Below are 17766 nucleotides of genomic sequence, written 5' to 3' on the forward strand. Positions count from 1 at the left end.
CGCGAAGAGGGGATTTTTTCTTTTGAAGAACAAGAACTCACTATCATGCAGAAGAAATCAATTTATGTCGCCTATACCGGCGGTACCATCGGTATGCAGCGCTCTGAAAACGGCTATATCCCGGTTTCCGGCCACCTGCAGCGCCAGCTGGCGCTGATGCCCGAATTCCATCGCCCGGAAATGCCGGACTTCACCATCCACGAATACGAGCCGCTGATGGACTCCTCCGACATGACGCCGGAAGACTGGCAGCATATTGCGGATGACATTAAAGCCCATTATGACCAGTACGACGGCTTCGTGATCCTGCACGGCACCGACACCATGGCGTTTACCGCCTCGGCGCTCTCCTTCATGCTGGAGAACCTGAGCAAGCCGGTCATCGTGACGGGCTCGCAGATCCCGCTGGCGGAACTGCGTTCAGACGGGCAGATCAACCTGCTTAACTCCCTGTACGTTGCGGCCAACTACCCGATCAACGAAGTGTCGCTGTTCTTCAACAACCGCCTTTACCGCGGCAACCGCACCACCAAAGCGCACGCCGACGGCTTTGACGCGTTTGCCTCACCGAACCTGCAGCCGCTGCTGGAAGCGGGTATCCATATCCGTCGTCTGGGCACGCCGCCTGCGCCAAACACCGCGGGCGAGCTGATTGTTCACCCGATCACCCCGCAGCCGATTGGCGTGGTGACGATTTATCCGGGCATCTCCGCCGACGTGGTGCGCAACTTCCTGCGCCAGCCGGTGAAGGCGCTGATCCTGCGTTCCTATGGCGTGGGTAACGCGCCGCAAAACGGTGAGTTCCTGAAGGAGCTACAGGAGGCAAGCGATCGCGGAATTGTGGTGGTCAACCTCACCCAGTGTATGTCCGGTAAGGTCAACATGGGCGGCTATGCCACCGGTAATGCCCTGGCGCACGCGGGCGTTATCAGCGGTTTCGATATGACCGTTGAGGCAACCCTGACTAAACTTCACTATTTACTGAGTCAGGATCTGGATATAGATTCCATTCGCCGCGCGATGATGCAAAACCTGCGCGGTGAGCTGACGCCGGACGAATAAGGAGTTCCCATGAAGCAACGCGCCCTGTTACTGGTCGATTTGCAAAATGATTTCTGTGCGGGCGGCGCGCTGGCCGTCGCCGAAGGTGACAGCACCGTGGACGTGGCAAACACGCTGATTGACTGGTGCAAAGCCCGCGGCGAAGCGGTGGTCGCAAGCCAGGACTGGCATCCGGCAAACCACGGCAGTTTTGCCAGCCAGCATAGCGTGGAGCCTTTCACTCAGGGCGAACTCGACGGGCTGGCGCAAACCTTCTGGCCGGATCACTGCGTTCAGCAAACGGAAGGTGCAGAGCTGCATCCGCTGCTGAACCAGAAGGCCATCGACGCGGTGTTCCATAAAGGCGAAGATCCGCTTATCGACAGCTACAGCGCGTTTTTTGATAACGGACATCGTCAGAAAACGGCGCTCGACGCCTGGCTGCGCCATCACGAAATCACCGAGCTGATCGTGCTGGGGCTGGCGACGGACTACTGCGTGAAGTTCACCGTGCTCGACGCGCTCCAGCTTGGCTACACGGTTAACGTCATTACCGACGGCTGTCGCGGGGTGAACCTTCAGCCGCAGGACAGCGCCCAGGCTTTTATGGACATGGCTGCCGAAGGCGCAACGCTTTATACGCTGGCCGACTGGCTGGAAACGCAGGCCTGATGCTTTTGCCGGGTGGCGCTTGCGCTTACCCGGCACTCCCCTTTCTATCTCCCATAAAGTGAACTCCCTCGCATCACCAGCGAAACGGTAATGGTATTCTTTTCAGGCTGTTTTTTCGCCACGCCTTTTCTGTGGCGTGGTTATTTTTGTTTAGTCAAAGAGGAACACCTATGAAACGTTTGCCCTTGCTGGCAGCTCTACCCCTGCTTTGCGCGTCGGTTGCTACTGCCGCACCTCTGATGTCCGTGGGCTACTTCAACGGCGGCGGTGACGTCACCGCAGGACCAGGCGGCGATATTAATAAACTCGATGTCCACCAGATAACCCACCTGAACTACTCGTTTGGTCTGGTCTATAACAGCGAGAAAGACGAAACCAACGCCGCGCTGAAAGATCCGACAAAGCTGCATCAAATCTGGTTATCCCCGAAGGTGGCGTCCGACCTGGCGCTGATCCCTCAGCTTCGTAAACAAAACCCTGACATTAAGATTCTGCTTTCCGTTGGCGGCTGGGGCGCGCGCGGCTTTTCTGGCGCGGCGGCGACGAAAGAGACCCGCGCGGTGTTTATTCGTTCCGCGCAGGAGATCGTCGATAAGTACGGCCTGGACGGTATCGATCTCGACTGGGAATTTCCGGTCAACGGCGCGTGGGGCCTGGTGGAAAGCTCACCTGCCGACCGGGATAACTTCACCGCGCTGCTAAAAGAGATGCGTGACGCGTTCGGCAAGAAAAAGCTGGTCACCATTGCGGTGGGCGCGAATGCGGAAAGTCCGAAAAGCTGGATTGACGTTAAGGCCATTGCGCCGCTGCTCGACTACATCAACCTGATGACCTACGACATGGCGTACGGCACGCAGTATTTTAACGCGAACCTGTATGACTCCAGCGACTGGCCGACCGTGGCGGCAGCAGATAAATACAGCGTCGATTTTGTGGTGAACAATTATCTGGCCGCTGGCCTGAAGCCGCAGCAGATGAACCTCGGGATTGGCTTCTACGGGCGCGTGCCAAAACGGTCCGTTGAGCCGGGCATTGACTGGAGCAAGCCCGATGCGCAAAAAAACCCGGTGACGCAGCCTTACTTCGGCCCTCGGGAGATCGCTTTGTTCCGCTCACTCGGTTATGACCTGACCAAAGACACCTACGTGAAATACAACGATATCGTTAAGAAGCTGCTGAACGACCCGCAAAAGCGCTTTACCGAACGCTGGGACGACCAGGCGAAGGTGCCGTGGCTTTCCGTGAAGGGTGCAGACGGGAAGGATCTGTTTGCCATCTCTTATGAGAATCCGCGTTCCGTTGCCATCAAAGCGGACTACATCAAAGAGAAAGGTCTGGCAGGCGCAATGTTCTGGGAGTACGGGGCCGACGACGAAAACCGGCTCGCGAAGCAGCTGGCAGCGTCATTGGGGATTAAGCACTAGCTGGATTGTGCCGGGTGGCGCGAGGGCTCACCCGGCCTGTTCAGGGGCGTTATTTGAACGTCGCAATCGGCCTGGGCGTGATGCCAAACTCTTCTTTCAGCTCGCGCTTGCTCTTCATCACCATCTGCCCTTTAGTGTCAATGGTCATATGCTGCGCGTCCGTATTGTTCCGCGCCTGCCACAGCATCACCAGCTGGAGGCTGTTCTCTTTTTGCTCCGGCGTAAGCGCTACCCCGTCCGGCCATTTTCCCAGCTCAACGGCCGTTACCAGACGCTGATAAACCTCCGGGGTCATTCCCGCAATCATGTCATCAATATTCACGATTTCTCCCTTACAAAGGAATAATTTGCTGAATCGTTTTTTCAACCTTTGGTCTGGTCGCCGTTTTCGTCATCGGTGAAGCTCATGGAGGCCGAATTTACGCAGAAACGTTCGCCCGTAGGCTGGGGACCATCCGGGAAGACGTGGCCCAGATGCGCATCACAGTTCCCGCAGCGAATTTCAGTGCGCACCATCCCGTGGGAAGAGTCCGTCAGGTAGCAGATCGCCTCGTCGCTGACGGGCTCGTAGAAGCTTGGCCAGCCGCAGCCAGAGTCATACTTGGTCTGGGAGTTAAACAGCGGTGCATCACACACCAGGCAGTGGTAGACGCCTTCCCGCTTATTGTGCAGTAAACGCCCGGTAAACGGCGGCTCTGTGCCGTGATTCTGCGTCACGTAAAACTGCATTTCCGTGAGGTTTTTTTTCAAATCGTCGGGGTTACGTTGGTTCGACATATGCTTACATCTCGCTGTTGAAACAGACATCTTTTAACCCAGATTCTAACAAAACATTAACACCCGCGCGTGCACTTTTGTTCTAAACTTATGTGTCGCGAAAAGGCGGTCAGGCAATTGTGATCTGTTTCACATTTTAATCCTGCGAGGCCTTTAAAATTCCGGGCGCAGCCCCCATGTGGTTGCTAGCTCAAAGGGAAAGTGAGGCGAGTCAGTCGCACAAACGTTAGTCACAGGATTGATTTGTCGCAATGATTGACACGATTCCGCTTGACGCTGCGTAAGGTTTTTGTAATTTTACAGGCAACCTTTTATTCACTAACAAATAGCTGGTGGAATATATGACTATCAAAGTAGGTATCAACGGTTTTGGCCGTATCGGCCGTATTGTTTTCCGTGCTGCTCAGAAACGTTCTGACATCGAAATCGTTGGTATCAACGATCTCCTGGACGCTGAATACATGGCGTACATGCTGAAGTACGACTCAACTCACGGTCGTTTCGACGGCACCGTTGAAGTGAAAGACGGCCACCTGGTTGTTAACGGCAAAACCATCCGCGTTACTGCTGAGAAAGACCCAGCTAACCTGAAATGGAACGAAATCGGTGTTGATGTTGTAGCTGAAGCTACCGGTATCTTCCTGACCGACGAAACTGCACGTAAACACATCACTGCGGGTGCGAAGAAAGTTGTTCTGACTGGTCCTTCCAAAGACAACACCCCAATGTTCGTTCGTGGTGCTAACTTCGAAACTTACGCTGGCCAGGACATCGTTTCCAACGCATCCTGCACCACCAACTGCCTGGCACCGCTGGCTAAAGTTATCAACGACAACTTCGGCATCATCGAAGGTCTGATGACTACCGTTCACGCTACCACCGCTACTCAGAAAACCGTTGATGGCCCGTCTCACAAAGACTGGCGCGGCGGCCGTGGCGCGGCTCAGAACATCATCCCATCCTCTACCGGTGCTGCTAAAGCAGTAGGTAAAGTACTGCCAGAACTGAATGGCAAACTGACTGGTATGGCGTTCCGCGTTCCAACTCCTAACGTATCCGTTGTTGACCTGACCGTTCGTCTGGAAAAAGCTGCTTCTTATGAAGAAATTAAGAAAGCAATCAAAGCTGCTTCCGAAGGCCCAATGAAAGGCGTTCTGGGTTACACCGAAGACGACGTTGTATCTACCGATTTCAACGGCGAAGTGTGCACTTCCGTGTTCGATGCTAAAGCAGGTATCGCACTGAATGACAACTTCGTGAAACTGGTTTCCTGGTACGACAACGAAACTGGCTACTCTAACAAAGTACTGGACCTGATCGCTCACATCTCCAAATAAGTTGAGATGAGTTCTTGATCCTAAAAGGCGACTTCGGTCGCCTTTTTTATTGTTTTTAGACAGAGGATTGCGTAATGATTAATAAAATATTTGCACTTCCGGTAGTCGAACAACTTACCCCTGTGCTCTCCCGCCGTCAGATTGACGGTGCCGACGTTATTGTCGTCGACCATCCGCGCGTGAAAACCTCCGTGGCGCTCAATGGCGCCCACCTGCTCTCCTGGAAACCAGAAGGCGAAGAAGAAGGTCTTTGGCTGAGCGAGGCCACCTCGTTTAAGAAAGGCGCGGCGATCCGCGGCGGCGTACCGATCTGCTGGCCATGGTTTGGCCCGTCCGCGCAGCAGGGTTTACCCTCTCACGGTTTCGCCCGTAACCAGCAGTGGACGCTGAAGGCGCACAACGACGATGACAACGGTGCGGTGCTGACCTTTGAACTACAGGCGAATGAGGAAACGCGCGCCCTGTGGCCGCACGAGTTCACCCTGTATGCCCGCTTCAAGCTGGGTAAAACCTGTGAGATTGAGCTGGAGGCGCACGGCGAGTTCGAAACCACCTCCGCGCTGCACACCTATTTCAACGTCGGTGATATCCAGGCGGTTAAGGTTAGCGGCCTTGGCGATACCTTTATCGACAAAGTGGATAACGCGAAAGAAGGCAAACTGGACGACGGCGTGCAGACCTTCCCGGACCGTACCGACCGCGTTTACTTGCACCCTGAAGCCTGCAGCATGATCCACGACAGCGCCCTGAACCGCGGAATCGAAGTGGTTCATCACCATCACAGCAACGTTGTGGGCTGGAACCCGGGCCCGGACCTTTCCGTCAGCATGGCGGATATTCCGGACGACGGTTACGAGACCTTTGTCTGCGTGGAAACGGCGTGCGTGACTGCCCCGCAGAAAACCAGCGAAGAAAAACCGTCCCGCTTAGGCCAGACGATTAAGATTGTGAAGCGTTGATTTTTCTGAAGCTTGAAAAAACAAACGGGGCGCAAGCGCCCCGTTTTAATGCATAGCATTCCGATCAGAACTTGTAGGTTACACCCACAGAGAAGATGCCCGCCCAGGACTTATCGACCATCGGGCTGTCTTTCACTTCATCGCTCAGACGGATATAACGACCGGTACCGTATACGTTCCAGTCACCTAGGAAGTTATAGGACGCGGTGAGTTCCAGGTACGGATCCCAGCCATCATCCGCGCTGTAGCTCTTCAGGCCACTGCGGCGAGACTCATCTTTAGAGACGCCATAGTAGTAGTCGTTGTAATTCTCGCTACTGTACTGCACGCCGATACCCGGCGTCAGGGTCACCGCGCCGTTGGTGTAGCGATAAAGCCATGCCAGATCCCAGATGAAGCCGTTGCTGTTATCCAGCGTATCGCCCGCCAGCGCAGTGCGCAGGAAGCCATACTCGGTGTTATGCACGTAAGAAAGCCCCGCCATCAGTGAGCTTCTGCGCTTGTCCAGCTGGCGAAGCGCATTGCTGTCGCTGTCGCCCGGCTTAAAGTGCGTTGGATCGTAGTACGCCATGATGGAGAGCTTATCTGCCGTGTCGTTCCACAGATAGTAACCGCCGCCCAGTCCACGGAACCAGAAGTTATCGCCTTCATAGGTGACAACGGGGACAGGATATACGTCGCGGTCATACTGTTTGTACGGGCTGTTAATCACGCCAGCACCCGCGCCAACCGTCCACTGGCCTTCAGCCTGTACGGTGCTCGCTGCGGTAGCGGCAAGGATGCCCAATGCCAGAAGTTTGAGTTTGGTCACAATCCATTCTTTCCTGTAGTCAAATAATCAGCGGAAGAAGTGTAACCGCCAATCCCGCACATCCCAAAATTTTTTGCGCGCTAATCAGTTTGATTAACCCGTTATTTTTCATTTTTCAGATGACAACCCGCTTTCATTTATGTGACCGATAAATGAAAAACCCACTTTCGCCTTATACGCGCAGTGGAAATTTTCGGATGAGTTATTGATATGTCATTGAAAGTAGATTTTATGCGTATGCAAGTTTTGCAATTGCCATCTACGCTTTAATTTAAGAAGAGGTTTTGCTGAACACCCTGCGGTTCTTAGCCTTCGACCTGGCACACAGGTTGCTGCTCTGGCAGTGAGGTGCGAGAAATTCTCTTCCGGGAGCCTCCACTACTCATACGAACGGCTCTTATCCTGTGCTAAAAAACGAAAGGACGGCATGCCATGAATATATTCGATCACTATCGCCAGCGCTACGAAGCTGCCAAGGACGAAGAGTTCACACTGCAGGAGTTTCTTACCATTTGTCGGCAAGATCGCAGTGCCTATGCCAATGCGGCAGAACGGCTATTGATGGCTATTGGTGAGCCAAACATGGTTGATACTGCCCTGGAGCCACGGCTTTCCCGTCTATTTTCGAATCGGGTAGTCGCCCGATATCCGGCGTTCGAAGAGTTCTATGGTATGGAAGATGCCATAGAGCAGATCGTCTCCTACCTGAAGCATGCCGCTCAGGGGCTGGAAGAGAAGAAACAGATCCTCTATCTGCTGGGCCCGGTTGGTGGCGGTAAATCCTCGCTGGCCGAACGGCTGAAGGCGCTGATGCAGCGCGTGCCGATCTATGTGCTGAGCGCCAACGGCGAGCGCAGCCCGGTAAATGACCATCCGCTGTGCCTGTTTAACCCGCAGGAAGATGCGCAGATTCTGGATAAAGAGTTTGGCATTCCGCATCGCTATCTCGGCACGATCATGTCGCCGTGGGCGGCGAAACGTCTGCACGAGTTTGGCGGGGATATCACCAAATTCCGCGTCGTCAAAGTCTGGCCGTCAATCCTTGAGCAGATCGCCATCGCCAAAACCGAACCCGGCGACGAGAACAACCAGGATATCTCGGCGCTGGTGGGTAAAGTCGATATCCGTAAGCTGGAGCATCACGCGCAAAACGACCCGGACGCCTACGGTTATTCCGGCGCGCTGTGCCGCGCCAACCAGGGGATAATGGAATTTGTCGAGATGTTCAAAGCGCCGATCAAGGTGTTGCATCCGCTGTTGACCGCTACCCAGGAAGGGAACTACAACGGGACGGAAGGTATCTCCGCCCTGCCGTTTAACGGCATCATTCTGGCGCACTCTAACGAATCAGAATGGGTCACCTTCCGCAATAACAAAAACAATGAGGCGTTCCTTGACCGCGTGTACATCGTCAAAGTGCCTTATTGCCTGCGGATCTCGGAAGAGATCAAGATTTACGAGAAACTGCTTAACCACAGCGAGCTGATGCATGCCCCCTGCGCGCCGGGAACGCTGGAAACGCTGTCGCGCTTCTCTATCCTGTCGCGTCTGAAAGAGCCGGAAAACTCCAGCATCTACTCCAAAATGCGCGTATATGACGGTGAAAGCCTGAAGGATACCGACCCGAAAGCGAAATCGTACCAGGAGTACCGCGATTACGCCGGGGTCGATGAAGGGATGAACGGCCTGTCGACGCGTTTTGCGTTTAAGATCCTCTCCCGCGTCTTCAACTTCGACCATGCGGAGGTAGCCGCTAACCCGGTTCATCTGTTCTACGTGCTGGAACAGCAAATCGAGCGCGAGCAGTTCCCGCAGGAGCAGGCTGAACGCTACCTTGAGTTCCTGAAAGGCTACCTGATCCCGAAATATGCCGAGTTCATCGGTAAAGAGATCCAGACCGCCTATCTGGAATCCTATTCAGAATACGGTCAGAACATCTTCGACCGCTACGTCACCTATGCTGACTTCTGGATCCAGGATCAGGAGTATCGCGACCCGGACACCGGCCAGCTGTTTGACCGTGAATCCCTGAACGCCGAGCTGGAAAAAATCGAGAAGCCGGCCGGGATCAGCAACCCGAAAGACTTCCGAAACGAGATTGTGAACTTTGTCCTGCGCGCCAGAGCGCATAACAACGGACGCAACCCGAACTGGACCAGCTACGAAAAACTGCGCACGGTCATTGAGAAGAAAATGTTCTCCAATACCGAAGAGCTGTTGCCGGTAATTTCGTTTAACGCCAAAACCTCAACCGACGAGCAGAAAAAGCACGACGATTTTGTCGACCGTATGATGGAGAAAGGTTACACCCGCAAGCAGGTACGCCTGCTCTGCGAATGGTATCTGCGCGTGCGTAAATCGTCTTAAAACAAGTGCCCGGTAGCGCTCGCGCATACCGGGCCGACAAATGCTAGTTGGCAAATGCAGTACGGGGGGTATATGACCTGGTTTATTGACCGGCGTCTTAACGGCAAAAACAAGAGCACGGTTAACCGCCAGCGCTTCTTGCGTCGTTATAAATCGCAAATTAAACAGTCGATCTCCGAGGCCATCAACAAACGCTCGGTGACCGACGTCGACAGCGGCGAATCCGTCTCCATCCCCAACGATGACATCAGCGAACCGATGTTTCATCAGGGGCGTGGCGGTCTGCGCCATCGCGTCCACCCAGGTAACGACCACTTCGTCCAGAACGACAGAATCGAGCGTCCGCAAGGCGGAGGTGGCGGTTCCGGAGGCGGTCAGGGCCAGGCCAGCCAGGACGGTGAGGGCCAGGACGAGTTCGTCTTCCAGATTTCTAAAGATGAATATCTTGACCTGCTGTTTGAAGATCTGGCCCTGCCGAATCTGAAAAAGAATCAGCACCGCCAGCTCAACGAATATAAAACGCACCGCGCGGGGTATACCGCAAACGGGGTGCCCGCCAACATCAGCGTCGTACGTTCGCTGCAAAACTCGCTGGCGCGACGCACGGCAATGACGGCAGGTAAGCGGCGCGAACTGCGCGAGCTGGAAACCAGCCTGAAAGTGGTGGAAAACACGGAACCGGCGCAGCTGCTGGAAGAGGAGCGCCTGCGTAAAGAGATTGCCGAACTGCGGGCGAAGATCGACCGCGTGCCGTTCATCGACACCTTCGACCTGCGATACAAAAACTACGAAAAACGTCCGGAGCCTTCCAGCCAGGCGGTGATGTTCTGCCTGATGGACGTGTCAGGCTCAATGGATCAGGCCACCAAGGATATGGCGAAGCGTTTTTATATCCTGCTCTATCTGTTCCTGAGCAGAACCTACAAGAACGTGGAGGTGGTCTACATTCGCCATCACACTCAGGCGAAAGAGGTGGACGAGCATGAGTTCTTTTACTCGCAGGAGACCGGCGGCACCATCGTATCGAGCGCCCTGAAGCTGATGGATGAGGTGGTGAAGGAGCGCTACGATCCGGCGCAGTGGAACATCTACGCCGCGCAGGCATCGGATGGCGATAACTGGGCGGATGACTCGCCGCTGTGTCATGAAATTCTGGCGAAGAAAATTCTGCCGGTGGTGCGTTACTACAGCTACATTGAAATTACCCGTCGCGCCCACCAGACGCTGTGGCGTGAATATGAGCATCTGCAGTCTATCTTCGATAACTTCGCGATGCAGCACATTCGTGACCAGGATGACATCTATCCGGTCTTCCGGGAACTGTTCCAGAAACAGTCATCCACCAGCAATGCGTGAATCAACGGCCAGCGAAAACCCGCTGGCCGTCTTCTTTCGACCCTCTCCTTCCCGTGCTAAGGTAGCAAGCTGCATAGTGGCAACTCACAGGTAAATTCGTTATGTCTGATGACGTTATTGGGATGACTACCCATCAGCAGCTAATCAGCTTATTAACCGAGCAGGGCGCGCGCTTTCGCGTGATCGAGCATGAGGCGGTCGGGAAATGCGAAGCGGTCAGTGAAGTTCGTGGAACCGCTCTCGGGCAGGGTGCAAAAGCGCTGGTCTGTAAGGTGAAAGGCAACGGCGTAAAAAAACACGTGCTTGCGATCCTCGCCGCCGATCTGCAGGCCGATTTAAGCCGGCTGGCGAGCCATTTCGGTGGGCTGAAAGCCTCACTCGCCAGCCCGGCTGAAGTGGATGCGCTGACCGGCTGCGTTTTCGGCGCCATTCCCCCCTTCAGCTTTCACCCGGATCTGACGCTGGTCGCCGACCCACTGCTGTTTGAACGCTTCGACGAGATCGCCTTTAACGCCGGCCTGCTGGAAAAGTCGGTGGTTATGGATACCCGGGACTATCTGCGTATTGCCCGCCCTGAACGGGTGACGTTCCGTAAAGGATAATTTATGCGGCTGGCTAAGGGTCAGCCGTTTTCCAGCAACAGCACGGATGCGATCAGAATAATGGCGATGACGAAAAACGATGAGGAGATAATCAGCGTTTCAACAAACATGGGATCGTTCATGATGCGCCCTGCTTTGCCCTGAATACCTCCTTTTTACCCCCGCCCGGTGACGGTTAAATGACGGTGATGCGTCAGCTACATGACGTTTTATAGGCTGAAACGATTCCTGGATAAATATCCTCCGCCGCGCAATGTCACTCTTTTAACGCTTTATTTGTTACCGGTATCACGAAAAGAAATTTACGTAACCCCGATGCCAGATCTCGCAATTGTTAACCTTTTCCCCGTGGTTAAACCTGTTTAACGGAGCACCTCAATAATAAACCTTACACTGGCAAGGTGATTACAATGACCGAGAAAATTACCCGTAAAGAAAAAATCAGTTATGGGTTAGGCGATATGGCAAGCCATATTGGGCTGGATAACGTTATTATTTTTCTGACGTTTTACTATACGGATGTGGTGGGATTACCCGCGGCGTTCGTGGGAACCATGTTTTTACTGGCACGAACGGCGGATGCCATTATTGACCCGGCGATGGGCTATATCGCAGACCGGACGCGCACCCGCTGGGGAAAATTTCGTCCGTGGATGCTGTGGCTGGCGCTGCCCTTTGGCGCAAGCTGCCTGCTAACCTACGCCGTACCGGAGTCGCTCGACCTGCACGGTAAAATGATTTTCGCCACCGTCAGCTACACCCTGATGATGCTGATGTATACCGCTATTAATATTCCCTACTGCTCGATGGGCGCGGTCATTACGCCCGACAACGATGCGCGAATTTCCCTGCAGTCCTGGCGCTTTTTCCTGGCCACGCTGGGCGGCGCGCTGTCGACATTCTTTATGATGCCGCTGGCGGAATTTTTGGGCGGCGACGATAAATTACTGGGCTATCGCTGGGCGATGGCCATAATGGCAACCGTCGCGGTAGTGATGTTCTGGATCTGCTTCGCCAACACGCGTGAACGTATTAACGCCCCCGCGACCCACAATAATTATCTTGCGGAGCTGCGGGATTTATTGCGTAACGACCAGTGGCGCGTGGTCGCCGTTCTGGTATTAACCAATATTGGCTTTGGCGTTATTCGCCTTGGCGCAATGATGTATTTCGTCACCTACTATCTCGGCAGCGCCAGCTATTTTATGTGGATGCTCGGCGCGCATATTCTTGGCAAAGCCGCGGGCAGCGCGCTGGCCAAACGCCTGACGCAAAACGTCAGCAAAGTACAGATGTTTGGCTACTGCTCCGTGCTGGCGGGCGTGTTCAGCATCGCCCTGTTCTTTGCGCCTAAGTCGGTGCTGATCCTGGTGCCCATGACGTTCATCGTCTCTACCCTTTACCAGGCCACCACCACGCTGATGTGGGTGATGATGGCAGACGTCGCCGACTACGGGGAATGGAAACAGGGCAAGCGCATGGACGGCGTGATCTTCTCCACCTTCCTCGCCGTGCTCAAGCTCGGTATGGCCATCAGCGGCGCGATTGTTGGCTGGACGCTGGGCTTAAGCGGCTATGTGGCGAATGCCCCGGAACAGACCACCACGGCCATGTACTGCATCATCGCCCTCTTCACCCTCGTGCCCGGCGTACTGTCGCTCTGCGCGTTCGCCACGCTGCGCTGGTACAGGCTCGACGACAGCACCATGAAATCCATCCATCTCGCCAAACACCCCATTTAACAGGACGCATTATCCATGAGTGAGCTGATTCAGCATTCCAACAGTATTGAATGGCGATTTGAACGCCAGACCCTGCGTATTGAACCCTGGGGGGAAAATAGCCTGCGCGTCAGGGCCACCTGCTCGCCCACGTTTGATGACGCCCTGCAGGCGCTGCTGCCCGCAGCACCTTGCCAGGCAGAGATTACCGCCGAAGCAGAAAGCCTGACGCTGCGTAACGGCAATATTACCGCGACGCTGAACCTGAAAGGCCAGCTGGCCTTCTACAACCAGCGCGGTGAACTGCTGCTGGAGGAGATGTGGCGCCAGCGCTCAACCGTCGGGATCGGCGCCAGCGAGAAGAGTCAGGATAAGTATGTCAGCGCCCTGAAGCTGGATGGCCGCGAGTTTAAGCCGCTGACGGGAGGGAAATACCAGCTCACCGTTCGCTTTGAGTCGCGGGCGGATGAACGCCTCTACGGCATGGGTCAGTATCAACAGCCGTGGCTGGATCTGAAAGGCTGTACGCTGGAGCTGGCGCAGCGCAATTCCCAGGCCAGCGTGCCCTTTATGCAGTCCAGCCTTGGCTACGGCCTGCTGTGGAACAATCCGGCGATTGGTGAAGTCAGTTTTGCGAAAAATCAGACGGAATGGCGCGCCCGCGTGACCGGCGAAATGGACTACTGGATCACAGCCGCCGACGCGGTGGCGGATATCACCCGCCAGTACGCGAAAGCCACCGGTACGCCACCGCCAGCCCCGGCGTTTATCAGTGGCCTGTGGCAGTGTAAATTGCGCTACCGCACGCAGCAGGAGGTGCTGGAGGTCGCCCGCGAGTATCGCCGCCGCAACCTGCCGCTGTCGGTTATGGTCATCGACTTTTTCCACTGGCCGAACCAGGGCACCTGGTGCTTCGATCCCGTGGACTGGCCCGATCCTGAAGCGATGGTCAACGAACTGCGTGAAATGGGCATTGCCCTGATGGTATCGGTGTGGCCAACGGTAGAAGCCCGCAGCCCGCTTTATCCGCTGATGAAGGCGAAGGGCTGGCTGGTCAGCAGCGAACGCGGCGTGCAGGTTAACCTCGATTTTATGGGCAATACCACGTTCTTTGACGCCACGCACCCCGAGGCGCGCAGATTCGTCTGGGACACGGTGAAGAAGAATTACTACGACCTGGGGATAAAGCTGTTCTGGCTCGACGAGGCGGAGCCGGAATACCGCGCCTATGATTTTGACAACTACCGCTATCACGCCGGCCCGGTGCTGGAGGTGGGCAACCGCTATCCGCGTGATTTTGCGCAGGGCTTTTACGATGGGCTACGGGCAAACGGTGAAACCGACATTGTTAACCTCGTACGCTGCGCCTGGGCAGGCAGCCAGCGCTACGGCGTGCTGGCGTGGTCGGGGGACGTTCACTCCTCGTTTCACGCCTTCCGCAATCAGCTCGCCGCCGGGCTGAATATGGGGCTGGCGGGGATCCCCTGGTGGACCACCGATATCGGCGGCTTCCAGGGAGGTAACGTTAACGATCCGGCGTTTCACGAACTACTGGTTCGCTGGTTCCAGTGGGCGGTGTTCACGCCGGTTCTGCGCATGCACGGCTACCGCGAGCCGCAGATCCAGCCACCGGAGCGCTACCGGGACGGCATTCCTCAGTGTAACAGCGGTTCGCCTAACGAGCTGTGGAGCTACGGTGAAGAGAATTACGCCATCATGCAGCACTGGCTTACCGTGCGTGAAACCCTGCGTCCGTATATTGACGCGCTGTATCAACAGGCGCATCAGCACGGCGACCCGCTTATGCGCCCGCTGTTCTGGCACTATCCGCAGGATAAGCAGAGCTGGGAGTGCGAAGATCAGTACCTGTTCGGCGAAGACCTTCTCGTGGCGCCGGTAATGCACGCCGGCCAGCGCGAGCGCGAGGTCTGGCTTCCGCCAGGCAATGGCTGGATCGCCCTGAACGGCGAGCGCTACCCTGGCGGTGAACATATCCGCGCCGCCGCCGCGCTCGAAACCATCCCGGTATTTATCCGTGAGGGCAGCCCGCTGGTGGACGATCTGGTGAACTGATTTCAGGCAAGCGCCCAAAAATAGACAATATTTTTCGTAAAGCCTGTTTGCTGCCGCGTTTGCGCGTAAAGTAAGCAGGCTTACTATTTTTGGCAAGGATCACCTCATGCTCGACCCTACTCTTCTCATCCTTCTGGCGCTGGCAGCGCTGGGTTTTGTCAGCCACAACACGACGGTGGCTATCTCCATTCTGGTGCTTATCATTGTTCGCGTCACGCCGTTAAACACCTTCTTCCCGTGGATAGAAAAACAGGGGCTTACCATCGGGATCATCATTTTAACCATCGGCGTGATGGCACCGATTGCCAGCGGTACGCTTCCGGCCTCAACGCTGCTCCACTCCTTTGTGAACTGGAAGTCGCTGGTGGCAATTGCGGTGGGTATTTTTGTCTCATGGCTTGGCGGACGCGGCGTGACCCTGATGAGCAGCCAGCCTTCTCTGGTAGCGGGTCTGCTGGTCGGCACCGTGCTGGGCGTGGCGCTGTTTCGCGGTGTGCCGGTTGGCCCGCTGATTGCCGCCGGGCTGGTTTCGCTGTTTATCGGGAAGTCGTAGTCAGGCTGGCAATATAGCGGGCAGGCGTCTGGCCCAGCCCTTTCTTAAACATGGTGATGAAGGCGGTGGTGGAGTCATACCCCAGCGCCTGCGCCACCTGCTGCACCGACCTGCCGCCGATAAGCAGCTGCAACGCGACGATCAGCTGGAGCTGGTGCCGCCAGCGGCGAAAGCTTAAGCCGGTCTCTTTCACCACCAGCCGCGCCAGATTGCGCTCGCTCATGGCAAAGCGGCTTGCCCACTGGGCGAGCGTCTGCCAGGCGGCTGGCTCGTTTGCCATGGTCTCACTCATCAGACGAATTTTCGGATGCGGAGAAACCGGCAGCTGTAAATGCTCTTGCGGCTGCAGGGGCAGTTCATCAAACAGGACGTCAACCAGCCGGGCGGTGGCGGGAAGATGCCGTTCATCCCAGGATCTGTCCGCCAGCGACAGCACCAGCTCCCGGACCAGGGGCGATATTTTGAGGGTGCAGGAGCGCGTCGGCAGCCCGAGCGCTCCGGGCTCAATAAACAGCAGGCAGAGCTGCGCGCCGGGCGTCGCCTTGTTGCTGTGCGGCGTTTGACCGGGGATCCACACCGCATACTGTGGCGGTACCATCAGCATCGCGTTCTGCACCTCGCAGGTGATCGCGCCACCCAGCGCCATTATCAGCTGCCCCTTGCGGTGCTGATGCAGCGGTATATGCTGTTCTTCCTCCACGACGCGAATGCGAAAGGCAACCGCCGCATCGTGCTGGCTGTCGGGATCGTAGCCATCGAGACCCAGTCCGTGCATAATTTTGTCCGATATTAGCGATAAACTGTCATTTTAGCCTGATTTCAACCACGACTTAAATCGGTATCGTATGCGCTCGCCTGAACGTAAGAGACAATGATGACTACTGCTATTCAACCTTCCGGGAAACAGGGTGCGCTGCTGATTGCCGGCATCCTGATGATTGCCACAACGCTGCGCGTCACGTTTACCGGCGTCGCCCCCCTGCTCGACACCATTCGCCAGGACTATGGCTTAAGTACTGCGCAAACCGGCCTGCTCACGACGCTGCCTCTGCTGGCCTTCGCCTTTATCTCGCCCCTTGCCGCAGGCGTCGCGCGAAAAATGGGCATGGAGCGCAGCCTCTTCGTTGCCCTGCTGCTGATTTGCATCGGGATTGGGGTGCGTTCACTGCCGTCAGCCTCGCTGCTGTTTACCGGTACCGCTATCGTCGGCTGCGGGATTGCGCTGGGCAACGTGCTGTTGCCCGGACTCATCAAACGCGATTTTCCGGGCCAGGTGGCGAAACTCACCGGGGCTTACTCGCTGACGATGGGGGCCGCCGCTGCCGCAGGATCGGCGCTGATCGTCCCGCTGTCGCTGGGAAGCGCAGGCTGGCACGGTGCGCTGCTGATGCTGATGTTCTTCCCGCTGATGGCGCTGCTCCTGTGGTTACCGCAGTGGCGCCACAGGCCTGCCGCCACCCTGACGGGCGCGGGCGCGTTGCACAATCGCGCCATCTGGCGCTCCGCCCTCGCCTGGCAGGTAACGCTTTTTCTGGGTATCAACTCGCTGATTTACTACGTCATTATCGGCTGGTTGCCCGCGATTCTGCTCAGCCACGGCTACAGCGAAACGCAGGCTGGCTCCATGCACGGGCTTCTCCAGCTGGCGACCGCTGTCCCCGGCCTCGCTATCCCGCTGATCCTGCATCGTCTTAACGATCAGCGCGGCATTGCGGGGGCTGTCGCCCTGATGTGCGCCGTGAGCGCGGCCGGATTCTGGTTTGCACCGACGCTGGCCGTCGTGTGGACGCTGGTGTTTGGCTTTGGATCTGGCGCCACCATGATCCTCGGCCTGACGTTCATCGGGCTGCGGGCCAGCTCGGCCCATCAGGCCGCCGCGCTCTCCGGTATGGCCCAGTCGATTGGCTATCTGCTGGCGGCCTGCGGTCCACCGCTGATGGGGAAAATTCACGACGCTGCCGGAGACTGGCACATTCCGCTGATCGCCTGCGCGCTGGCCGCGGTGGTGATGGCCCTCTGCGGCGTGCTTGCCGGGCGTGACCGGGAAATCACGCCCCGCTGACAGCCAGAGCA

Annotated in this window: 17 protein-coding genes; 12 read left to right on the forward strand and 5 right to left on the reverse strand. The window is 56.3% G+C overall.

Annotation, left to right across the window (positions count from 1 at the left end):
• The first annotated feature begins 45 nt into the window (after positions 1–45).
• From ansA to MOQ06_RS19320, 3 genes are all read left to right on the forward strand, one after another.
• Positions 46–1062: an asparaginase gene (gene ansA, locus MOQ06_RS19310; protein ID WP_032673734.1), complete on the forward strand. Its 1017-nt coding sequence runs from the start codon at positions 46–48 to the stop codon at positions 1060–1062.
• Between the two features lie 9 nt (positions 1063–1071).
• Positions 1072–1713, forward strand: a complete 642-nt coding sequence (pncA, locus tag MOQ06_RS19315; RefSeq protein ID WP_242174485.1) for a bifunctional nicotinamidase/pyrazinamidase — start codon at positions 1072–1074, stop codon at positions 1711–1713.
• Positions 1714–1883: 170 nt separating this feature from the next.
• A complete protein-coding gene (locus MOQ06_RS19320; protein ID WP_242174486.1) occupies positions 1884–3137 on the forward strand; it encodes a glycoside hydrolase family 18 protein in 1254 nt (417 codons plus the stop codon).
• Positions 3138–3186: 49 nt separating this feature from the next.
• Here MOQ06_RS19320 and MOQ06_RS19325 read toward each other — a convergent pair whose 3' ends face one another.
• Together MOQ06_RS19325 and msrB are read right to left on the reverse strand one after the other, a co-directional pair.
• On the reverse strand, positions 3187–3459 hold the full coding sequence (locus MOQ06_RS19325; protein ID WP_242174487.1) for a YeaC family protein: 273 nt from the start codon (positions 3457–3459) through the stop codon (positions 3187–3189).
• Between the two features lie 41 nt (positions 3460–3500).
• On the reverse strand, positions 3501–3914 hold the full coding sequence (gene msrB / locus MOQ06_RS19330; RefSeq protein WP_242174488.1) for a peptide-methionine (R)-S-oxide reductase MsrB: 414 nt from the start codon (positions 3912–3914) through the stop codon (positions 3501–3503).
• Positions 3915–4255: 341 nt separating this feature from the next.
• Here msrB and gapA point away from each other — a divergent pair, with 341 nt between their 5' ends.
• Both gapA and MOQ06_RS19340 read left to right on the forward strand, forming a co-directional pair.
• Entirely contained in the window at positions 4256–5251 is a 996-nt protein-coding gene (gene gapA, locus MOQ06_RS19335; protein ID WP_006809136.1) for a glyceraldehyde-3-phosphate dehydrogenase, read from the forward strand.
• Between the two features lie 74 nt (positions 5252–5325).
• The gene (locus MOQ06_RS19340) at positions 5326–6210 is read left to right on the forward strand and encodes a D-hexose-6-phosphate mutarotase (protein ID WP_242174489.1); all 885 of its coding nucleotides are present in this window, start codon (positions 5326–5328) and stop codon (positions 6208–6210) included.
• A 64-nt stretch (positions 6211–6274) separates the two neighbouring features.
• Here the strand turns inward: MOQ06_RS19340 and MOQ06_RS19345 are convergent, their stop codons facing one another.
• On the reverse strand, positions 6275–7021 hold the full coding sequence (locus MOQ06_RS19345; protein ID WP_148419143.1) for a MipA/OmpV family protein: 747 nt from the start codon (positions 7019–7021) through the stop codon (positions 6275–6277).
• A 432-nt stretch (positions 7022–7453) separates the two neighbouring features.
• Between MOQ06_RS19345 and yeaG the strand changes: the two genes are divergently transcribed.
• The 3 genes from yeaG to MOQ06_RS19360 all read left to right on the forward strand — a co-directional run bounded on the left by yeaG (position 7454) and on the right by MOQ06_RS19360 (position 11346).
• On the forward strand, positions 7454–9388 hold the full coding sequence (gene yeaG, locus MOQ06_RS19350; RefSeq protein WP_063449019.1) for a protein kinase YeaG: 1935 nt from the start codon (positions 7454–7456) through the stop codon (positions 9386–9388).
• A gap of 72 nt (positions 9389–9460) precedes the next feature.
• Positions 9461–10744, forward strand: a complete 1284-nt coding sequence (locus MOQ06_RS19355; RefSeq protein ID WP_242174491.1) for a YeaH/YhbH family protein — start codon at positions 9461–9463, stop codon at positions 10742–10744.
• A gap of 101 nt (positions 10745–10845) precedes the next feature.
• A complete protein-coding gene (locus tag MOQ06_RS19360; protein WP_242174493.1) occupies positions 10846–11346 on the forward strand; it encodes a YbaK/prolyl-tRNA synthetase associated domain-containing protein in 501 nt (166 codons plus the stop codon).
• A 20-nt stretch (positions 11347–11366) separates the two neighbouring features.
• Here MOQ06_RS19360 and yoaI read toward each other — a convergent pair whose 3' ends face one another.
• Complete coding sequence (gene yoaI / locus MOQ06_RS19365) at positions 11367–11468, reverse strand: small membrane protein YoaI (protein WP_227009728.1); 102 nt, start codon at positions 11466–11468, stop codon at positions 11367–11369.
• A gap of 288 nt (positions 11469–11756) precedes the next feature.
• Between yoaI and MOQ06_RS19370 the strand changes: the two genes are divergently transcribed.
• From MOQ06_RS19370 to MOQ06_RS19380, 3 genes are all read left to right on the forward strand, one after another.
• Positions 11757–13088, forward strand: coding sequence for a glycoside-pentoside-hexuronide (GPH):cation symporter (locus tag MOQ06_RS19370; RefSeq protein WP_176610598.1), 1332 nt, complete (start codon positions 11757–11759; stop codon positions 13086–13088).
• 15 nt (positions 13089–13103) lie between these two features.
• Entirely contained in the window at positions 13104–15140 is a 2037-nt protein-coding gene (locus MOQ06_RS19375; protein ID WP_242174495.1) for a TIM-barrel domain-containing protein, read from the forward strand.
• 106 nt (positions 15141–15246) lie between these two features.
• Complete coding sequence (locus MOQ06_RS19380; protein WP_242174497.1) at positions 15247–15693, forward strand: DUF441 domain-containing protein; 447 nt, start codon at positions 15247–15249, stop codon at positions 15691–15693.
• On the opposite strand, the gene MOQ06_RS19385 is transcribed toward MOQ06_RS19380, so the two are convergent.
• Positions 15677–16468: a helix-turn-helix transcriptional regulator gene (locus MOQ06_RS19385; RefSeq protein WP_277932320.1), complete on the reverse strand. Its 792-nt coding sequence runs from the start codon at positions 16466–16468 to the stop codon at positions 15677–15679. The two genes, MOQ06_RS19380 and MOQ06_RS19385, sit on opposite strands and share 17 nt — an antisense overlap.
• A 99-nt stretch (positions 16469–16567) precedes the next feature.
• Between MOQ06_RS19385 and MOQ06_RS19390 the strand changes: the two genes are divergently transcribed.
• The gene (locus MOQ06_RS19390) at positions 16568–17755 is read left to right on the forward strand and encodes a CynX/NimT family MFS transporter (RefSeq protein ID WP_242174878.1); all 1188 of its coding nucleotides are present in this window, start codon (positions 16568–16570) and stop codon (positions 17753–17755) included.
• Positions 17756–17766: the final 11 nt, after the last annotated feature.

This window comes from Enterobacter sp. I4 (assembly GCF_022669095.1).
Lineage (GTDB): Bacteria > Pseudomonadota > Gammaproteobacteria > Enterobacterales > Enterobacteriaceae > Enterobacter > Enterobacter pasteurii.

Bases quoted from the DNA above. Each gene is read 5' to 3' on its own strand.
- ansA (WP_032673734.1), top strand. From the start codon at position 46: ATGCAGAAGAAATCAATTTATGTCGCCTATACCGGCGGTACCATCGGT.
- pncA (WP_242174485.1), top strand. From the start codon at position 1,072: ATGAAGCAACGCGCCCTGTTACTGGTCGATTTGCAAAATGATTTCTGT.
- MOQ06_RS19320 (WP_242174486.1), top strand. From the start codon at position 1,884: ATGAAACGTTTGCCCTTGCTGGCAGCTCTACCCCTGCTTTGCGCGTCG.
- msrB (WP_242174488.1), bottom strand. From the start codon at position 3,914: ATGTCGAACCAACGTAACCCCGACGATTTGAAAAAAAACCTCACGGAA.
- gapA (WP_006809136.1), top strand. From the start codon at position 4,256: ATGACTATCAAAGTAGGTATCAACGGTTTTGGCCGTATCGGCCGTATT.
- MOQ06_RS19340 (WP_242174489.1), top strand. From the start codon at position 5,326: ATGATTAATAAAATATTTGCACTTCCGGTAGTCGAACAACTTACCCCT.
- yeaG (WP_063449019.1), top strand. From the start codon at position 7,454: ATGAATATATTCGATCACTATCGCCAGCGCTACGAAGCTGCCAAGGAC.
- MOQ06_RS19355 (WP_242174491.1), top strand. From the start codon at position 9,461: ATGACCTGGTTTATTGACCGGCGTCTTAACGGCAAAAACAAGAGCACG.
- MOQ06_RS19360 (WP_242174493.1), top strand. From the start codon at position 10,846: ATGTCTGATGACGTTATTGGGATGACTACCCATCAGCAGCTAATCAGC.
- yoaI (WP_227009728.1), bottom strand. From the start codon at position 11,468: ATGAACGATCCCATGTTTGTTGAAACGCTGATTATCTCCTCATCGTTT.
- MOQ06_RS19370 (WP_176610598.1), top strand. From the start codon at position 11,757: ATGACCGAGAAAATTACCCGTAAAGAAAAAATCAGTTATGGGTTAGGC.
- MOQ06_RS19375 (WP_242174495.1), top strand. From the start codon at position 13,104: ATGAGTGAGCTGATTCAGCATTCCAACAGTATTGAATGGCGATTTGAA.
- MOQ06_RS19380 (WP_242174497.1), top strand. From the start codon at position 15,247: ATGCTCGACCCTACTCTTCTCATCCTTCTGGCGCTGGCAGCGCTGGGT.
- MOQ06_RS19385 (WP_277932320.1), bottom strand. From the start codon at position 16,468: ATGCACGGACTGGGTCTCGATGGCTACGATCCCGACAGCCAGCACGAT.
- MOQ06_RS19390 (WP_242174878.1), top strand. From the start codon at position 16,568: ATGACTACTGCTATTCAACCTTCCGGGAAACAGGGTGCGCTGCTGATT.